A 15812-nucleotide genomic window follows, 5' to 3' on the forward strand; every position below is an offset into this window, starting at 1 on the left:
CGATTTCGCTAAAATGGCCCGCTTCCGTCAGTCGATACCCGCCGTGACCGCTTCCCTTACGTTCGATACGCCGCCGCGCAGCATTCTCGTCACCTGCACCCGCCGGATCGGCGACGTGCTGCTGGCGACGCCGCTGGTCCGCTCCCTGAAGCGGCGCTGGCCTGACGCGCAGATCGACATGGTCGTGTTTCGCGGCACCGAGGGCGTGCTCGAGCACAATCCCGACATTCGTCGGGTGATCGTCGTCGCGCAGCGCGCGAAGCCGCGCGAGCGGTTCGCCGACGCGGCCAGGCTGTGGCGGCGCTACGATCTCGCATGCGCGGCGATCAGCTCCGATCGTGCCCGTTTCTATACGTGGTTCGGTGGGCGTCGGCGCGTCGGGCTCGTCGATCCGGAGCGGATTACGCGGCTGACGCGTTTCATGCTGGACGGCATTGCGCTCAATCGCCACGGCGATGTCCATACGGTGACGAGCAGTCTCGCGATTGCAGAAGTGCTCGGCGTGACGCCTTGCGCTGAAGTGGTCGCGCCCGGCATCGGCACCGATCCGGCGCGCGTCGCGCAATTCGACGCTCTGCTGTATGGGCCGGCCGCGCTGTCGCGTACTCGAGCGCACATCGTGCTGCACCCATCCCCGATGTTCCGTTACAAGCAGTGGCGCGAGGACGGCTGGGTCGAACTGATCCGCTGGGCCCGCGCAAGCGGCTTCGACGTCGCGCTGAGCGGGGGGCCAGGCGCGGCGGAGGTCGACTATGCGCAGCGGATCGTGGCTGCCGCGGGCGAGCCGGTCGCGAATTTCGTCGGGCGCCTGACGTTCGGCGAGACCGCCGAACTGATTCGCCGCGCACGGCTGTTCGTCGGGCCGGACACCGGCGCGACGCACGTCGCCGCCGCGTGCGGGACGCCGACGCTTGCGCTGTTCGGGCCGTCCAACCCGGTGCGCTGGGGGCCGTGGCCCGCCCACTGGCCCGCGCACGACGAGCCGTGGGCGCTGCGCGGTTCGGCGCAGCGCGGCAACGTTTACCTGATGCAGGGTGACGGCGACTGCGTGCCTTGCAAACTCGAAGGCTGCGACCGTCATCTGGAAAGCTGGAGCCGCTGCCTGACGGAGCTTTCCGCGCAGCGCGTGATTGCCGCCGCGGCGGCGCTCGTCGAAGGCCGTCCGGTGGTGGAGGCGCCGCGCGAGTCGATCATCGACGTGTCGGCCTTGCCGCGCGGTGGCGTATAACCGGTGCGCCATCGGCGCACCTTTCGGCCGCTGCCTAGCGGCGCGATGCGGGTTCAGCCGCGCCGTCGTGCGCGAGCTTCAGGAAGCGGTAGTACACCGTCTCCGCATTGAACACCGCGATCATGAATCCGGCCCGCCCGTCGAGGAACCCGCGACGCAGCACGTAGGTCCGCACGAACGCCCACACCCCCCGCCGGATGGCCTTGCCGACCGTCGCCCGCTCGCCGGCCGCGCGGCGTTGCCGCGCACCGGCGCTCGAATACGCGTCGAGCTTGCGCAGCACCGCGTCGATGTCGTCGTACGAGTAGTGGTGCAGCTTCCCGTCGAGCCGCGCGACGCGGCCGTCGAACACCAGCCGCTCGTGGACGAGGTCGTCCGAGAAGCGGGCGGTGTCCCGCCGGAACAGGCGCGGGATCCAGTCCGGATACCAGCCGCTGTGATGCACCCAGCTGCCGCAAAACGCCGACAACCGGTCGATGGTGTACACATCGGCCTGCGGGGCGCGTAACGCCGCACGGATCGATGCGGCGAGCTCGTCCGACACGACTTCGTCGGTGTCGATCGACAGCACCCAGTCGGTCGACAGCGCTGCGAGCGCGCGATTCTTCTGCGGGCCGAAGCCCGGCCAGTCGGCGGCGACGATCACCCGGGCGCCGTGTGCGCGGGCGATCTCGACGGTGTCGTCGGTGCTGCCGCCGTCGACGACCACGATGTCGTCCGCAAAGGCGAGCGCGTCGAGGCACTGCGCGAGCCGGCGGGCCGCGTTGTGGGCGATGATGGCGACGCCGAGCGTAGGTTCAGCCATGAAAAATCGTACGGATCGAAGGTGAGCGAGAGTATACCCGCTGCCTCGTGCGTGGCGCCGCGCAACCGGCGGGCCCCGCGAGGTGTGCTAGCCTTGTGTGCGGCCGGCGTCATCCCGGCGCCGGCGGTTCGACGGGAGGTGGATGATGGTAACAAGGCACCCGATTCTTGCCGTTGTGTTCGTGGCCGCCGCGTTGGCGGCGCCGACGTTATCCAGCGCGCAACAGGACGACCACGGGCATGGGCATGGCAATGGCCATGCGTATGGTCACGGCAAGCACGACATGCGCAAAGGGCCCGGCCGCGTTGAAGACGTACCGCCGCGCTGGGCCGACCAGCCGCGCCGCGAGTGGCACAAGGGTGACCGGCTTCCTCCCGAGTTCCGCGACCGCCAATACGTGATCGACGACTGGCGCGGCTATCACCTGAGTCCGCCGCCGCGCGGCTATCAATGGGTCGGCGTCGGCGGGGATCACCTGCTGGTGCAGATCGGTTCCGGCATCGTGCTGCGAATCGGCGACTGACCTAGCCCGCGGCCCGGCATGGATCGCGATGCCGCGATGCGCGCCGGGCCGCCGGATTAGCGCGTCACTTTGCCGCCGCGCGGCGGAACCAGCGCCGTTCGATTCTCGACATCAGCCAGCACACGCCCAGCGCGCATACCGTGCCGAGCGTCACTTCGCCGAGCCGGATCAGCGGAACGTCCCACAGCGGTCCGTTGCCCGGGAACAGCAGCACGATCGTCGCGGTCACGCCGCCGAGCCGCGCCGCGCTGCCGACGTTCAGGCACCAGCAGCAGACGATCACGACCGCGACCGTGAGCGCATACGCGACGAGGCGATCGCCGCCCAGCGCCGCGCCGGCGAAACCGAGTACGCCGCCGACCATCGCCCCGATGAACTGGTCGCGCGACAGCGACATCGTGTCCGAGTAGTTGTGCTGCGTGACGGCGATCGCGGTGATCGCCGCCCACACGGCCTGCTCGGTATGCATCGCGCGGCCGATCGCATACGCGAGGCACGCGCCGCAGACGGCCTGCAGCGCCATCAGCGCGCCTTGCGTGAGCCGCTCGCTGAATGACAGCCCCTTGAACAGATCGAAGATCGACTGCTGGATCTGCTGGCGGGCTTCGTTGAGTGTCCTGATCGTATCCATCGTGCGTCGGCCAAGAAGCGGGTGGCGGCGGGCCGCCGTCAATGCGCCTGTTCGGGCGAGGCGGCGGCCGGTTCGTCGGCCGTCGCATCGCCATTCTCGACGCGCGTTTCGGGCATCACGAGCCAGACCAGCAGCACCGCGAGCGCGCCGGCGGCCGCGAGCCCGAAGAAACTGACCGCGTTGCCGAAGTGATCGGCGACGTAGCCGGCCACGGCCGTGCTGAGCGTCGCGCCGATCCCGGCCGCGAGCCCGAACAGCCCGATACACAGGTTGTAGCGGCCCTTGCCGCCCGCGACGTCGGCTGCGATCAGTGGCAGCATCACGCCGAACACGGCCGCGCTGATGCCGTCGAGCATCTGCACCGGCACGAGCAGGTACGGGCTGCTGACGCCCGCGAACAGCAGCGCGCGCACCGGCAGCGCGGAGAAGCCGAGCAGCAGGATCGGCCGGCGCCCCCAGCGCTGCGCGGAGCGGCCGACCCACGGCGACAGCATCGCGACGATCGCCTGCGGCACGATGATGCACGCGGCGATCACAAGTTGCACGTTCTCGCCCATCCCGGCCGTGACTTCGCCGGCCGCGAGGTTCAGCATCGCGGCGTTCGACAGGTGGAACAGCACGACGCAGGCCGCGAAGATCAGCATCCGGCGGTCGCGCAGCAGTTCGAGCAGCGTTTCGCGCTCGCCGGCTTCATCGAGGTCGTCCGGCTTCGACGACTGCGGGATCACCTGGTGCGTCGGCTGGATCATCGCGAGCGCGAACAGCGCGGGCAGCGCCAGCACGGCGGTCAGCCAGAACACCGCGCGCGCGGAGAAGTATTCGCCGGTCAGCCCCATCAGCCCGGCCGCGACCGCACTGCCGATCGACGCCCAGCGCGCGTTGCGGCCGAGCCGGTCGCCGAGGTCGGCGCGGCCGACGAGCGAGAACGAGATCGCGGCCATCGCCGGCACCAGCATGCAGCTCGCGAAGCCGTGGAATACCTCCGCGGCGATCACCGGCACGATCGTCGGGCTCGACGCGAGCAGGACCGCGGACAGGATAATGGCCGCGATCGCCCACGCGGCCGCGCCTTTCTTGTTCTTCAGCGCATCGACGGCGGCGCCGCCCGGCACCTGGCTGACCATCGCGCTGATCGTGCCGATCGACAGCACCATGCCGATCTCGCCCTGCGTCCATTTGTGCGACGCGAGGTAGGACGCGATGAACGGACCGAACCCGGTTTGAACGTTTGCAACGAAAAAGTTGAGCCAGTCGAGGGCCCGGAGACTGCGAACGCTGACGGAATGCTTGATCGTCATCGGGTGGCACTCGCAGACGAAGCCGGCGCGGCCGGGACAACGGGCGGGAAGACCGCGACGATCGGCTTGTCGGCCGCGTAGGGCGGCGATGCCTTGATCTGGGCGTCGTTCAGGTCGAGCTGCGGGTGCAGCGCCTTGTCGCGCGTGACGAAGCGCAGCGCGCCCCAGCTCGCGGCGATCGAACGGCGGTCGGTATTGACGAGCCCGCCGAGGTCGAGCACGACGGCCTGCGGCTGTGCACCGCGGTCGATCAGCACGTCGACGATGCGGCCGATCTTCGTGCCGTTCGGGCGCTCGACATCGCTGTCGAGCATCGGCAGCCGCGTCGTCGGCGACGCCGCGGCCGAACCCGACAGCGGCACCGCCTTCGGTCGCGCGGCCGGCGGCAGGTCGCCCGACGGGACGTCGAGCACGATCGGCTCCTGCTTGCCGCCCGGCGTGAAGCGGAACACGTTCCACGGGAAGATGACCTTGCGGTCGCCGATGCCCATGAAGCCTTGCAGGTTGACGATCATCTCGCGCGGCTTGCCGCTCGCGTCGACCACCATGTCGACCGCGCGGCCGACCACCTTGCCGTTGCGGCGCGCGACTTCGCTGTCGAGCAGCGCGTGGATCTGGGTACGGTCGAGCGGGCGCGTCGCGACGATCGGCGGGGGCGGAGGGGGTGGCGGGGTCGGCGATTCGGGGCGCTGCACGGGTTTCGGCCGCGTCACCTCGCGGTGCGGCTTCTTCGGCGCTTCCGGCGTTTCCGGTTGCGTCGGCGCCGGCACGGGCGGCATCGTCAGCGGCTCGCCTGCGGTCTCCTCGACCGGCTCGACGAGCGCCTCGCTGATCGGGGCGGGCGGGTTCTGGACCGGCAGCAGCCCGCAGCCGGACAGCAGCGCGGCGGCGGCGAGAATCAGGAAGACCGTCGACGACGGCAACGACTTGCGGGATGCGGGAAACGGGAGTCCGCCGCTCATTGACACTCACTCCATGGGTCGGGGGCGGCCCGAGGGCACGCGGCTGGCGATGGATGGCGGGTGCGGGCGGCGCACCACGCGAGGTGAGAGTTTAACGTGTCTTGCTTTCAGGACCGATTTCGATGGCCTGTTGCAGGCGGACCGTCGGGAAAAGGAAGGGATCGGACGCGGGCGGACGACCGCGGAAACCGTCGGAGATGCGGTTGCGGCGCCCGAGCGTCGACGACGCGGCGGGCGCCGCATGGCGTGTTGCTTATTTGACCAGCGAGCCGAGCGTCGTCGTCACCGGGGCGAGCACGCCACCCGTCTTCGACAGCGCGCCGGTGCCGCTGCCGCCCGTCAGCCCCGCGACCGGCGCGCCGCCGGTCGCGCCCGACACGGCGGCCGTCACGGTGCCGGCCGCCGACGTGAGCGCGCCTGCCGGGTTGCCGCCGCCCGTTGCACCGCCGAGTGCACCCGTCGACAGCAACCCCGTCACCGGTGCGAGCGGGCTAGTCGCGGCGCCGCCGCCGAGCAGCGCCGTGCCGGCGGTGGCGACCGTGTTGCCGGTTGCCGTCACCACGTTGCCGACGCCGGTCGTCACCGGGTTGCCGCCGGTTTTCGCGATCGTCGTGCCGGCGTTCGCGACACCGTTGCCGACCGTCGTCACGAGGTTCGTGAGCGGCGCGCCGAGCGGCGTGCTCGACGCGACCGTCTGCGTGATCGAGCCGACCTGCGTCGTGATCGGCGTGATCGCCGAACTGGCGGCGCCCGTGACCTGCGCGACGGGGCCGGTCGACAACTGCGTGCCGAGCGTGGCGCCGCCGCCGGCGATCGTGTTGCCGAGCGTCGTGATCGCGCCGCCGACGGGCGACGTGACCGGCGCGAGGGGCGCCAGCGCCGACCCGCTGGCGCCGAGGCTGGACACCACGCCGCCGGTCGCCGCGACCGCGTCGCCGAGGTTCGTGACCACGCCGGCCGTGCTCGCGACCGTCGTGCCGACCGGATTCGACGACGCGCCGAGCTGGCCGAGCCCGGCGCCGAGACCGGTGCCGAGCGTGGTGACGGCCGCGCCGACGTCCTGCACGACGGTGCCGAGCCCCTGCATGGTCGCCGCGTTGGTGCCGGGCACCGACTGGCTCGCGATCACCGCGCCGCCGCCCGACACGGTGCCGCCCGCGGCGGTCACGATGTTGCTCGACGCCGCGGTCGTCTGGCCGACGCCGTTGGCGGACGCGCCGCCGGAGCCGTTGCCCGTGCCGCCGGTCGTGGCCGTCGTGTCGCCCGATCCCGACCCGCTGCCGCCGGCGCCCTGGCTCAGCGAGCCGGAGCCGCCGCACGCGGACAGCGACATCAGCGCCGCGGCGCCGGCCGCGATCATGATCATTCGGAGTCCTGCTTGATGAAGGGTGGGCGTGTTCATGTCGTCCTCGTCTCGATTATGGAAATGGATCTCAGGCAGCCTTCGTGTGCGTCGACGTATCGTCGCGACGGAAGCAAGGCGTCGGGCGCATCGTTGTTGTCTCCCTGATTGACCTGTCGCCGTGTCGCGTTTTCGCCTGAGTCGGAACCCGGAGCGCCTGCAGGACGAATCGTTTGAATTCTTTCGTCTTGCTTGCCGATCGTGCCGAAAACCACCGGATTCGTGCGATCAGAGTAGGTCCGTCGACACGAGCCGTCTTTTAACGATCGTTAAATTGAAGTAAGCGTCCGATTCACTGCGGAAATCGGGGTAATCACGGTCGACGCGGCGCGAATCGTGTGAGCCGGTGCCGGGGAGGAGAGGGGCGGCGGAAGGGGAAACACGCGACGCCGGCCTGGCCCGCCGTGATGGCGGGCAGGCGCGGGCGCCGTTTGAAGCAGCGTGAAGCCGGGCAATCAGGCGTCCGGATACCACGCGTCGGTGAATTCGCTGACCTGGACGTCCGTCAGTTCCGGACGGGCGGCCAGCCATCCGCGCACGAGTTCGCGGTCCGCGTCGGTCGTCGTGCCGCGCGGCGCGCCGGAGATCACGTACGCGCCGATGCCTTCGTCCGCGGACGCGACGGTCAGCAGCCCGTTCGCTTCGACGAAGTCGATGAACGCATCGATCAACTGGCCGCGCTCGAGGTCGGTCATGTCGTTGCGGTAGTGCGCGGTGGCGTTGAACGCGAGTTCCTGGAATTCGCCGATGTGGAGTTTCTTGCGCTGGCGGCGGTTGTAGCCTTGGCTCATGGTGTGGGGTGAATGCGAAAAGGGTCAATGAAAGGGCGGCGGCAGGTGCCGGCGCGGCATGCGCGAACAGCCCGGCCACCGCAGCGGGGCGCCGCGCGGTGCTGCCGGCGGCGGATGGGCGGAAGGTTACATCAGCACGATATCGTACTGCTCCTGACTCAGATTCGACTCGACCTGCAGCGACACCGGCTTGCCGATGAAGTCGATCAGCATCGCCAGATGCTGCGACTCTTCATCGAGGAACAGGTCGATCACCTGCTGCGCGGCGATCACGCGGAACTCGCGCGGGTTGAACTGCCGCGATTCGCGCAGGATCTCGCGCAGGATGTCGTAGCACACGGTGCGCGACGTCTTCACCTGGCCCTTGCCCTGGCAGGTCGGGCACGGTTCGCACAGCACGTGCGCGAGCGATTCGCGCGTGCGCTTGCGCGTCATCTCGACGAGCCCGAGTTGCGAGAAGCCGTTCACCGTCACGCGCGTGCGGTCGCGCGAGAGCGCCTTCTTCAGCTCGGACAGCACCGCGTCGCGATGCTCGGCGTTCTCCATGTCGATGAAGTCGATGATGATGATCCCGCCGAGGTTGCGCAGCCGCAGTTGCCGCGCGATCGTGTGCGCGGCCTCGAGGTTGGTCTTGAAGATCGTGTCGTCGAAGTTGCGCGCGCCGACATAGCCGCCCGTGTTCACGTCGATCGTCGTCATCGCCTCGGTCTGGTCGATCATCAGGTAACCGCCCGATTTGAGGTCGACGCGGCGCGACAGCGCGCGCTGGATCTCCGTCTCGATGTTGTACAGGTCGAACAGCGGCCGCTCGCCCGTGTAGTGATGCAGCTTCGGGCTCACGGCCGGCGTGAACTCGCCCGCAAATTCCGCGAGACGTGTGTACGTCTCGCGCGAATCGACCTGGATGCGCGTCGTGTCGTCGTTCGCGAAATCGCGCAGCACGCGCTGCGCGAGATCGAGATCCTGGTACAGCAGGCTTGTCGCCGGCAGCCGCTGCGCCTGCGCGACGATCGTCGCCCACGTCTTGCGCAGGTACGTGACGTCGCCGGCCAGCTCGTCGGAGGTGGCGTCCTCGGCGATCGTCCGCACGATGTAGCCGCCTTTCTCGTCCGGCGGGATCACGGCGGTCAGCCGCGCGCGCACGGCCTCGCGCTCGGCCTCGCTTTCGATCTTCTGCGAGATGCCGATATGCGGTTCCTGCGGCAGGTAGACGAGCGTGCGGCCCGCGATACTGACCTGCGTCGACAGCCGCGCGCCTTTCGTGCCGATCGGATCCTTGATCACCTGGACCATCAGCGTCTGGCCTTCGAACACGATCTTCTCGATCGGCTGGTGCGGCGCGCCCGACTGCGGCTCGCCCGCGAGGCGCGGATGCCAGATGTCGGCGACGTGCAGGAACGCCGCGCGCTCGAGGCCGATGTCGATGAACGCCGACTGCATGCCGGGCAGCACGCGCACGACCTTGCCGAGATAGATGTTGCCGACCCGCCCGCGCGACAGCGTGCGCTCGACGTGAAGCTCCTGCACCGCGCCTTGCTGGACGAGTGCGACGCGCGTTTCCTGCGGCGTGAGGTTGATCAGGATTTCTTCGTTCATGGTGCGGTTCAGAAGGCGACGCGTGCGGTACGCAGCAGCGCGGCAGTCTCAAAAAGGGGCAGACCCATGATACCTGAATGGGATCCGTCGATTCGCTCGATGAATTCGGCCGCGCGGCCCTGGATCGCGTACGCGCCGGCCTTGCCGAACGGCTCGCCGGTTTCGACGTAGCGCACGTATGCGTCGCGCGACGCGGCCGCGAAGCGCACCGACGAGCGCGACAGCGCGGGCGGCAGCAGCTCGCCGCTGGCGTCGATCACGGCGACGGCGGTCAGCACCGCGTGTTCGCGGCCGGCGAGGCGGGTGAGCATCGCGAGCGCATCGTCGGCGTCGGCCGGCTTGCCGAGGATCGCGCCGTCGATCGTCACGGTCGTATCGGCCACCAGCACCGGCGCGGCCGGCTTGCCGCTCGCGACGAGGCGGGCACGCGCGGCCTCGGCCTTCGCGACGGTCACGCGCCGCACGTACGCGTCGGCGGCTTCGCCGGGCAGTTCGGCCTCGAGCGCCTCGGCGTCCTCGTCGGGGCGCGGCAGCAGCAGCTCGAAGCGTGCGCCGATCTGCTGCAGCAGCTCCTGGCGGCGCGGACTTTGCGAAGCGAGGTAAAGCGTCTGGAAAAGCGGGGTCGGAAAAAGCGCGGGGGACGTGCTGGACGGCATGGTGTCGTTATCTCGTTGAGCGCGCGCGGCGCGCGTCTCGAGGACGACACGTCATGCGCGGTGGTAGGGGTGATTCTGCGTGATGCTCCACGCCCGGTAAAGCTGTTCGGCGAGCAGCACGCGCACCATGCCATGCGGCAGCGTCATGCTCGAGATGCGCAGCAGCACGTCGGCGCGCGCTTTCAGTTCCGGATCGAGCCCGTCGGCGCCGCCGATCACGAACGCGACGTCGCGGCCGTCCTGCTGCCAGCCGGGCAGCGCCTGCGCGAGCTGCATCGTGGTCCAGTCGCGGCCGCGCTCGTCGAGCGCGACGAGGCGCGCGCCCTTCGGCAGCGCGGCCTCGATCTTCTGCCGCTCGGCCGCCATCACGCTTTCGGCGCTGCGACCGCCCGAACGCAGCTCGGGCTTGATTTCGCGCAACTCGATGCGCAGCTCGGGCGGCATCCGCTTCGTGTATTCGTCGAAGCCGGAGGCGATCCAGCCCGGCATCTTGTGGCCGACCGCGAGGATGAAAAGCTTCATCGGGACACGCGTGACGGCTTAACGGCGGCGGGCGGCCGTCTTGCGCGCCGGGCGTGCGGGCGCTTCTTCCTCTTCCTCGTCGTCTTCGCTCGCCGTCGCGAAGCCGTTGCCCTTGCCGCCGCCGAGCTTCATCCGCACGGGCTTGTCGCCCCAGATTTCCTCGAGGTTGTAGTACTGGCGCAGCGCCGGTTGCAGGATGTGCACGACCGCGTCGCCGCAGTCGACCAGCACCCATTCGCCGGTGTCCTCGCCTTCGGAGCTGACGACGTCGCCGCCGGCTTCCTTGACCTTGTCACGCACGTTCGACGCGAGCGCCTTGGTCTGGCGGTTGGAGGTGCCCGATGCGACGACCACGCGGTCGAACAGTTCGGTCAGGTGGCTGGTGTTGAACACCTTGATGTCTTGCGCCTTGACGTCTTCGAGGGCGTCGACGATCACGCGCTGCAGTTTGCGAATATCCATGGATTCAGGAATGGTAGAGGCGATGTTGACGAATATAGGCCCATACGGCGGCCGGCACATGTTCGGCCGACGCGTCGGGCATTTGCGCATGGCGTGCGATGCATTCGCGCAGGTGCGCGCGGATGTCGGTCGCGGCGATGTCGAACGAAAGGGTCGTATCGATCAGCAGGCGGCCTGCCGGCGTGGCCTTCAGCACGTCGGCGCCGGCCTGCCGCGCGGCGATTTCCCGCGCGACGTCCGGCGGCGCCGTGCCGAGCTCGAAGCCCGGGCGCGTCGACACGCCGATGTGCGCGTAGTCGAACAGCGTGCGCCAGTCGCGCCACGTATCGAGGCGCACGAGCTGGTCCGCGCCGATCAGCAGCGACAGCGACGCATCCGGGCCGATCCGCTCGCGCCAGCGCGCGAGCGTCTCGACCGTGTAGGTCGGGCCGGTGTGCTCGATCTCGTCGGTGGCGACCGTTACGGTCACGCCCGGCACGGACAGCGTGCCGGCGGCCGCGCGCGTCATCGCGAGCCGGTGCTCGGCGGCCGACACGTCGCGCTTCTGGTACGGCTGCCCGGCGGGCAGCAATACGAGTTCGGTCAGGTCGAGCAGCTCGGCGAACCGGCGCGCGAGCGCGAGATGGCCATCGTGGATCGGGTCGAAGGTGCCGCCCAGCAAGCCGATACGGCGCGGCAGCGGGGCGGGGCGGGCGGTGGTGTCCAGAAACGCGTCCTTTCGTTGGGGCAGCGGGGGCGCGGGCTCAGACCCAGTCGCGCGGCACGAGGAAGTCGCTATACAGCCGCGCTTCCGCCGAACCCGGCTCGGGTTGCCAGTTGTAGCGCCAGTTCGCGACCGGCGGCATCGACATCAGGATCGACTCGGTCCGGCCGCCGCTTTGCAGGCCGAACAGCGTACCGCGGTCGAACACCAGGTTGAATTCGACGTAGCGGCCGCGGCGGTAGGCCTGGAAGTCGCGCTCGCGCTCGCCGTACGGCAGCCCGGCGCGGCGCTCGACGATCGGCAGGTAAGCGTGCAGGAACGCATCGCCGACGCTTTGCATCAGGTCAAACGAGCGTTCGAAACCGGGCTCCGAGAAATCGTCGAAGAAGATCCCGCCGATGCCGCGCGTCTCGTTGCGGTGCTTCAGGAAGAAGTATTCGTCGCACCACTGCTTGAAGCGCGGATAGAGCTCGATGCCGAACGGATCGAGCGCATCCTTGCAGGTCTGGTGGAAATGCCGCGCGTCGTCCTCGAAACCGTAAACCGGGGTCAGGTCCATGCCGCCGCCGAACCAGAACACGGGCGCTTCGCCGGGTTTCGTCGCGATCAGCATCCGCACGTTCATGTGCACGGTCGGGCAGTACGGATTGCGCGGGTGCAAAACGAGCGACACGCCGAGCGCCTCGAAGCCGCGGCCCGCGAGCTGCGGGCGCGCCGCGCTCGCCGACGGCGGCAGCGCATCGCCCGCCACGTCGGAAAAGCCGATTCCCGCGCGTTCGAACACGCGGCCGCCTTCGAGAATCCGCGTGCAGCCGCCGCCGCGCAGGCGTTCGGCCGGCCCGCGCTGCCACGTGTCGGTCGCGAGCGGCGTGCCGTCGAGCGCGCCGAGCGCGTCGGCGATCCGTGTCTGCAGGCCCTGGAGGTACGTGCGCACACGCGCCACGTCGTAGGTCGAATCGGTCATGTCTGGACTGGCTGCCCCCGCCTGACGCGGGGGCCGTAAAAAAAGCGTCTGCCGGGCATTCTATCGAACCCCGGCAGAGGGGCCGCCGCCGCGCGGGCGCGGGGCGGCGATGGCGACGTCACACGCTCTTGCGGTTGAGCGCGCGGAAGCCGATGTCGCGGCGGTACTGCATGCCTTCGAAGTTGATCTGGTTGATCGTGTCGTACGCATGCTGCTGCGCTTCGCGCACCGAATCGGCGAGGCCGACCACGCACAGCACGCGGCCGCCGGACGTCACGAGCTTGTCGCCGTCGGCGAGCGTCGTGCCCGCATGGAACGTCACGGCCTGTTCGGTTTCGGCCGGGATCCCGTTGATGCGGTCGCCCTTGCGCGGCGCGTCCGGGTACCCGTGCGCGGCCAGCACGACGCCGAGCGCGGTGCGGCGATCCCAGTCGAGCTCGACCGTGTCGAGCGTGCCCGCGATCGCCTGTTCGACGACCTTCGAGAAATCGCTCTTCAGGCGCGCCATGATCGGCTGCGTTTCCGGGTCGCCCATCCGGCAGTTGAACTCGAGCGTGCGCGGATTGCCGTCCTTGTCGATCATCAGGCCCGCGTACAGGAAGCCGGTGAAGCGGATGCCGTCCTTCTCCATCCCGCGCACGGTCGGCATGATGATCTCGCGCATCACGCGTGCGTGCATCTGCGGCGTGACGATCGGCGCGGGCGAATACGCGCCCATGCCGCCGGTGTTCGGGCCGCGATCCTCGTCGAGCAGGCGCTTGTGGTCCTGGCTGGAAGCCAGGGCCAGCGCGTGCTTGCCGTCGACCATCACGATGAAGCTGGCTTCCTCGCCATCGAGGAATTCCTCGATCACGACGCGCGCGCCGGCATCGCCGAGCTTGTTGCCCGACAGCATCATGTCGACGGCCGCATGCGCCTCTTCGAGCGTCATCGCGACGACGACGCCCTTGCCGGCCGCGAGGCCGTCGGCCTTCACGACGATCGGCGCGCCCTTCGCGTCGATGTACGCGTGGGCGGCGGCCGCATCGGAGAAGGTTTCGTAGTCGGCGGTCGGAATGTTGTGGCGCTTCATGAACGCCTTCGCGAAATCCTTCGAGCTTTCGAGCTGCGCGGCTTCGCGGGTCGGGCCGAACACCTTCAGGCCGCGTGCGCGGAACAGGTTGACGATGCCGGCCGCGAGCGGCGCTTCCGGCCCGACGAGCGTGAACGCGACGCCTTCGCGTTCCGCGAAATCGGCGAGTTCGTCGAGCGACGTGATGTCGACGTTCTTCAGACGCTCGTCCTGCGCCGTGCCGCCATTGCCGGGCGCGACGTAGACCATCTGGACGCGCGGCGACTGCGCGAGCTTCCACGCCAGTGCATGTTCGCGGCCGCCGGAACCGACGACGAGTAGTTTCATGGGATTCCCCGCAGACTAGAAAACAGGGCGGCCGGCACGCTCAGGCGCGCCGGCCGCGGAATCGGTCGGGCCGCCGCCGCGACAGGTGCGCGGCGGCCGGCATCTCATTCCTCGACGATGACGGCGTTCGTATACACGTCCTGCACGTCGTCGAGGTTCTCGAGCGCGTCCAGGAGCTTCTGCATCTTCGCCGCGTCGTCGCCGGTGAATTCGACTTCGTTCTGCGGCTTCATCGTCACTTCGGCGAGTTCGGCCTTGAAGCCGGCGGCTTCGAGCGCGTCCTTCACCGCCGAGAATGCCTGCCAGTCGCACAGCACCTCGATCGAACCGTCGTCGTTCGTGTTCACGTCGTTCGCGCCGGCTTCGAGCGCGGCTTCCATCAGCGCGTCTTCCGACGTGCCGGGCGCGAACAGGAACTGGCCGACGTGATCGAACATGAACGCGACCGAGCCGTCGGTGCCCATGTTGCCGCCGAACTTCGAGAACGCGTGGCGCACTTCCGCGACCGTGCGGGTGCGGTTGTCGGTCAGCGTGTCGACGATGATCGCCGCGCCGCTGATGCCGTAGCCTTCGTACCGGATTTCTTCGTAGTTCGCGCCGTCCGCGCCGCCGACGCCGCGATCGATCGCGCGCTTGACGTTGTCCTTCGGCATGTTCGCGTCGGCTGCCTTGTCGACCGCGAGACGCAGGCGCGGGTTCGAGTTGACGTCGCCGCCGCCGAGGCGCGCCGCGACCTGGATTTCCTTGATCAGGCGGGTCCAGATCTTGCCGCGCTTCGCGTCGGCCGCAGCCTTCTTATGCTTGATGTTGGCCCATTTCGAATGACCAGCCATACCTTTCTCCGTGCCCGGGCGCGCAGCGCGGGCGATTGTTTCAGTGTGTCGTTGAATCGGCGGCCGTTTCGGCGGGCATGAAGCCGCGGGGCCGCGCGTGTCGAGTGGATCGTGATTTTATCACGCGGCGACCGCCGGTTCGGGGCCGCCGCGCATGGCCGAACGGCCGGGGCGGCCGTCGCGGCGCGCCGGGCCGCGCGGCAGGCGGCGCCGGCGAGTCAGTTCTTGGTGCCGAACAGGCGGTCGCCCGCGTCGCCCAGGCCCGGCACGATGTACGCGTGCTCGTTCAGGTGCGAGTCGAGCGACGCGACGAACAGCTTCACGTCCGGGTGCGCGTCCTGGAACACCTGCACGCCCTCGGGCGCGGCGACCAGCGCGACGAACATGATGTTCGCGGCCGGCACGTTGCGGCGCTTGAGCACGTCGACCGCGTGCACGGCCGAATAGCCGGTCGCGACCATCGGGTCGCACAGGATGAAGATGCGGTCTTCCAGGTCAGGCAGGCGCACCAGGTATTCGACCGGGCGGTGGTCGTCGGCGCGGTACACGCCGATGTGGCCGACGCGCGCGGACGGCACCAGGTCGAGCAGGCCGTCCGACATCCCGATGCCCGCGCGCAGCACGGGCACGATCGCGAGCTTCTTGCCCGCGATCACCGGCGCGTCGACCGCCACCAGCGGGGTTTCGACCCGCTTGGTCGTGATCGGCAGGTTGCGGGTGATCTCGTAGCCCATCAGCAGCGTGATCTCGCGCAGCAGTTCGCGGAACGTGCGCGTGGACGTGTCCTTGTCGCGCATGTGCGTGAGCTTGTGCTGGATCAGCGGGTGATCGGTGATGAAGAGGTTCGGGAAACGGCTGTCCTGTTTCATGACGGGGTGCCTTGGCGGCAAAAGGGGATCGGGGCGGCGGCGGGCGCGGGCCGGCCGTCGCTTATGGCCGCAATTTTACCAAGGCGCGCCGCGCGATCCGGATATTATCGACGTCTCACGACAATCCGCGTGCCGCGCACGCCCGTTCGCCCGCCCGTCGGCGGCCAC

General features: G+C 69.2%; 17 protein-coding genes. 2 read left to right on the forward strand and 15 right to left on the reverse strand.

What is annotated here, in order from left to right; genetic code table 11:
• Positions 1-13: 13 nt before the first annotated feature.
• Positions 14-1228: a glycosyltransferase family 9 protein gene (locus DFS13_RS14455; protein ID WP_048984928.1), complete on the forward strand. Its 1215-nt coding sequence runs from the start codon at positions 14-16 to the stop codon at positions 1226-1228.
• A gap of 34 nt (positions 1229-1262) precedes the next feature.
• On the opposite strand, the gene DFS13_RS14460 is transcribed toward DFS13_RS14455, so the two are convergent.
• Positions 1263-2033 (reverse strand): glycosyltransferase family 2 protein, encoded by a 771-nt coding sequence (locus tag DFS13_RS14460; RefSeq protein WP_111441838.1) that lies wholly within the window; start codon positions 2031-2033, stop codon positions 1263-1265.
• 145 nt (positions 2034-2178) lie between these two features.
• Between DFS13_RS14460 and DFS13_RS14465 the strand changes: the two genes are divergently transcribed.
• Positions 2179-2556 (forward strand): RcnB family protein, encoded by a 378-nt coding sequence (locus tag DFS13_RS14465; protein ID WP_046337625.1) that lies wholly within the window; start codon positions 2179-2181, stop codon positions 2554-2556.
• A 64-nt stretch (positions 2557-2620) separates the two neighbouring features.
• On the opposite strand, the gene DFS13_RS14470 is transcribed toward DFS13_RS14465, so the two are convergent.
• The 14 genes from DFS13_RS14470 to upp form a co-directional block, all read right to left on the reverse strand.
• A complete protein-coding gene (locus DFS13_RS14470) occupies positions 2621-3187 on the reverse strand; it encodes an aromatic acid exporter family protein (RefSeq protein ID WP_060211828.1) in 567 nt (188 codons plus the stop codon).
• Between the two features lie 38 nt (positions 3188-3225).
• The gene (locus DFS13_RS14475; RefSeq protein ID WP_006489615.1) at positions 3226-4485 is read right to left on the reverse strand and encodes an MFS transporter; all 1260 of its coding nucleotides are present in this window, start codon (positions 4483-4485) and stop codon (positions 3226-3228) included.
• Complete coding sequence (locus tag DFS13_RS14480) at positions 4482-5447, reverse strand: PRC-barrel domain-containing protein (protein WP_006497038.1); 966 nt, start codon at positions 5445-5447, stop codon at positions 4482-4484. Before DFS13_RS14480 ends, DFS13_RS14475 begins: the two co-directional genes overlap by 4 nt.
• A 253-nt stretch (positions 5448-5700) precedes the next feature.
• Positions 5701-6849: a collagen-like triple helix repeat-containing protein gene (locus DFS13_RS14485; RefSeq protein ID WP_111441839.1), complete on the reverse strand. Its 1149-nt coding sequence runs from the start codon at positions 6847-6849 to the stop codon at positions 5701-5703.
• A 455-nt stretch (positions 6850-7304) separates the two neighbouring features.
• Positions 7305-7640 (reverse strand): YggL family protein, encoded by a 336-nt coding sequence (locus DFS13_RS14490; RefSeq protein ID WP_111441840.1) that lies wholly within the window; start codon positions 7638-7640, stop codon positions 7305-7307.
• Between the two features lie 126 nt (positions 7641-7766).
• Entirely contained in the window at positions 7767-9236 is a 1470-nt protein-coding gene (gene rng, locus DFS13_RS14495) for a ribonuclease G (protein ID WP_006490773.1), read from the reverse strand.
• 8 nt (positions 9237-9244) lie between these two features.
• Positions 9245-9892 carry a nucleoside triphosphate pyrophosphatase gene (locus tag DFS13_RS14500; RefSeq protein WP_111441841.1) on the reverse strand — a complete coding sequence of 216 codons (648 nt, stop codon included), beginning with the start codon at positions 9890-9892 and terminating at the stop codon, positions 9245-9247.
• Positions 9893-9943: 51 nt separating this feature from the next.
• Positions 9944-10414 (reverse strand): 23S rRNA (pseudouridine(1915)-N(3))-methyltransferase RlmH, encoded by a 471-nt coding sequence (gene rlmH / locus DFS13_RS14505; protein ID WP_006484265.1) that lies wholly within the window; start codon positions 10412-10414, stop codon positions 9944-9946.
• A gap of 18 nt (positions 10415-10432) precedes the next feature.
• Entirely contained in the window at positions 10433-10876 is a 444-nt protein-coding gene (gene rsfS, locus DFS13_RS14510; RefSeq protein WP_006484266.1) for a ribosome silencing factor, read from the reverse strand.
• A gap of 4 nt (positions 10877-10880) precedes the next feature.
• Positions 10881-11654 (reverse strand): nicotinate-nucleotide adenylyltransferase, encoded by a 774-nt coding sequence (locus DFS13_RS14515; RefSeq protein WP_373863190.1) that lies wholly within the window; start codon positions 11652-11654, stop codon positions 10881-10883.
• Positions 11620-12543: an oxygen-dependent coproporphyrinogen oxidase gene (gene hemF, locus DFS13_RS14520; RefSeq protein WP_006497035.1), complete on the reverse strand. Its 924-nt coding sequence runs from the start codon at positions 12541-12543 to the stop codon at positions 11620-11622. The genes DFS13_RS14515 and hemF overlap by 35 nt, the downstream gene beginning before the upstream one ends.
• A gap of 118 nt (positions 12544-12661) precedes the next feature.
• Complete coding sequence (gene purD, locus DFS13_RS14525; RefSeq protein ID WP_111441843.1) at positions 12662-13942, reverse strand: phosphoribosylamine--glycine ligase; 1281 nt, start codon at positions 13940-13942, stop codon at positions 12662-12664.
• A gap of 104 nt (positions 13943-14046) precedes the next feature.
• Complete coding sequence (locus DFS13_RS14530) at positions 14047-14775, reverse strand: YebC/PmpR family DNA-binding transcriptional regulator (RefSeq protein ID WP_006478227.1); 729 nt, start codon at positions 14773-14775, stop codon at positions 14047-14049.
• A gap of 218 nt (positions 14776-14993) precedes the next feature.
• Positions 14994-15644 (reverse strand): uracil phosphoribosyltransferase, encoded by a 651-nt coding sequence (gene upp / locus DFS13_RS14535; protein ID WP_006481871.1) that lies wholly within the window; start codon positions 15642-15644, stop codon positions 14994-14996.
• Positions 15645-15812: the final 168 nt, after the last annotated feature.

It is taken from the genome of Burkholderia sp. 28_3 (genome assembly GCF_003253915.1).
Taxonomy (GTDB): domain Bacteria; phylum Pseudomonadota; class Gammaproteobacteria; order Burkholderiales; family Burkholderiaceae; genus Burkholderia; species Burkholderia cenocepacia.

Excerpts from the sequence above, each read along its gene's own strand:
- DFS13_RS14455 (WP_048984928.1), top strand. The coding sequence starts at position 14 with ATGGCCCGCTTCCGTCAGTCGATACCCGCCGTGACCGCTTCCCTTACG.
- DFS13_RS14460 (WP_111441838.1), bottom strand. The coding sequence starts at position 2,033 with ATGGCTGAACCTACGCTCGGCGTCGCCATCATCGCCCACAACGCGGCC.
- DFS13_RS14465 (WP_046337625.1), top strand. The coding sequence starts at position 2,179 with ATGGTAACAAGGCACCCGATTCTTGCCGTTGTGTTCGTGGCCGCCGCG.
- DFS13_RS14470 (WP_060211828.1), bottom strand. The coding sequence starts at position 3,187 with ATGGATACGATCAGGACACTCAACGAAGCCCGCCAGCAGATCCAGCAG.
- DFS13_RS14475 (WP_006489615.1), bottom strand. The coding sequence starts at position 4,485 with ATGACGATCAAGCATTCCGTCAGCGTTCGCAGTCTCCGGGCCCTCGAC.
- DFS13_RS14480 (WP_006497038.1), bottom strand. The coding sequence starts at position 5,447 with ATGAGCGGCGGACTCCCGTTTCCCGCATCCCGCAAGTCGTTGCCGTCG.
- DFS13_RS14485 (WP_111441839.1), bottom strand. The coding sequence starts at position 6,849 with ATGAACACGCCCACCCTTCATCAAGCAGGACTCCGAATGATCATGATC.
- DFS13_RS14490 (WP_111441840.1), bottom strand. The coding sequence starts at position 7,640 with ATGAGCCAAGGCTACAACCGCCGCCAGCGCAAGAAACTCCACATCGGC.
- rng (WP_006490773.1), bottom strand. The coding sequence starts at position 9,236 with ATGAACGAAGAAATCCTGATCAACCTCACGCCGCAGGAAACGCGCGTC.
- DFS13_RS14500 (WP_111441841.1), bottom strand. The coding sequence starts at position 9,892 with ATGCCGTCCAGCACGTCCCCCGCGCTTTTTCCGACCCCGCTTTTCCAG.
- rlmH (WP_006484265.1), bottom strand. The coding sequence starts at position 10,414 with ATGAAGCTTTTCATCCTCGCGGTCGGCCACAAGATGCCGGGCTGGATC.
- rsfS (WP_006484266.1), bottom strand. The coding sequence starts at position 10,876 with ATGGATATTCGCAAACTGCAGCGCGTGATCGTCGACGCCCTCGAAGAC.
- hemF (WP_006497035.1), bottom strand. The coding sequence starts at position 12,543 with ATGACCGATTCGACCTACGACGTGGCGCGTGTGCGCACGTACCTCCAG.
- purD (WP_111441843.1), bottom strand. The coding sequence starts at position 13,942 with ATGAAACTACTCGTCGTCGGTTCCGGCGGCCGCGAACATGCACTGGCG.
- DFS13_RS14530 (WP_006478227.1), bottom strand. The coding sequence starts at position 14,775 with ATGGCTGGTCATTCGAAATGGGCCAACATCAAGCATAAGAAGGCTGCG.
- upp (WP_006481871.1), bottom strand. The coding sequence starts at position 15,644 with ATGAAACAGGACAGCCGTTTCCCGAACCTCTTCATCACCGATCACCCG.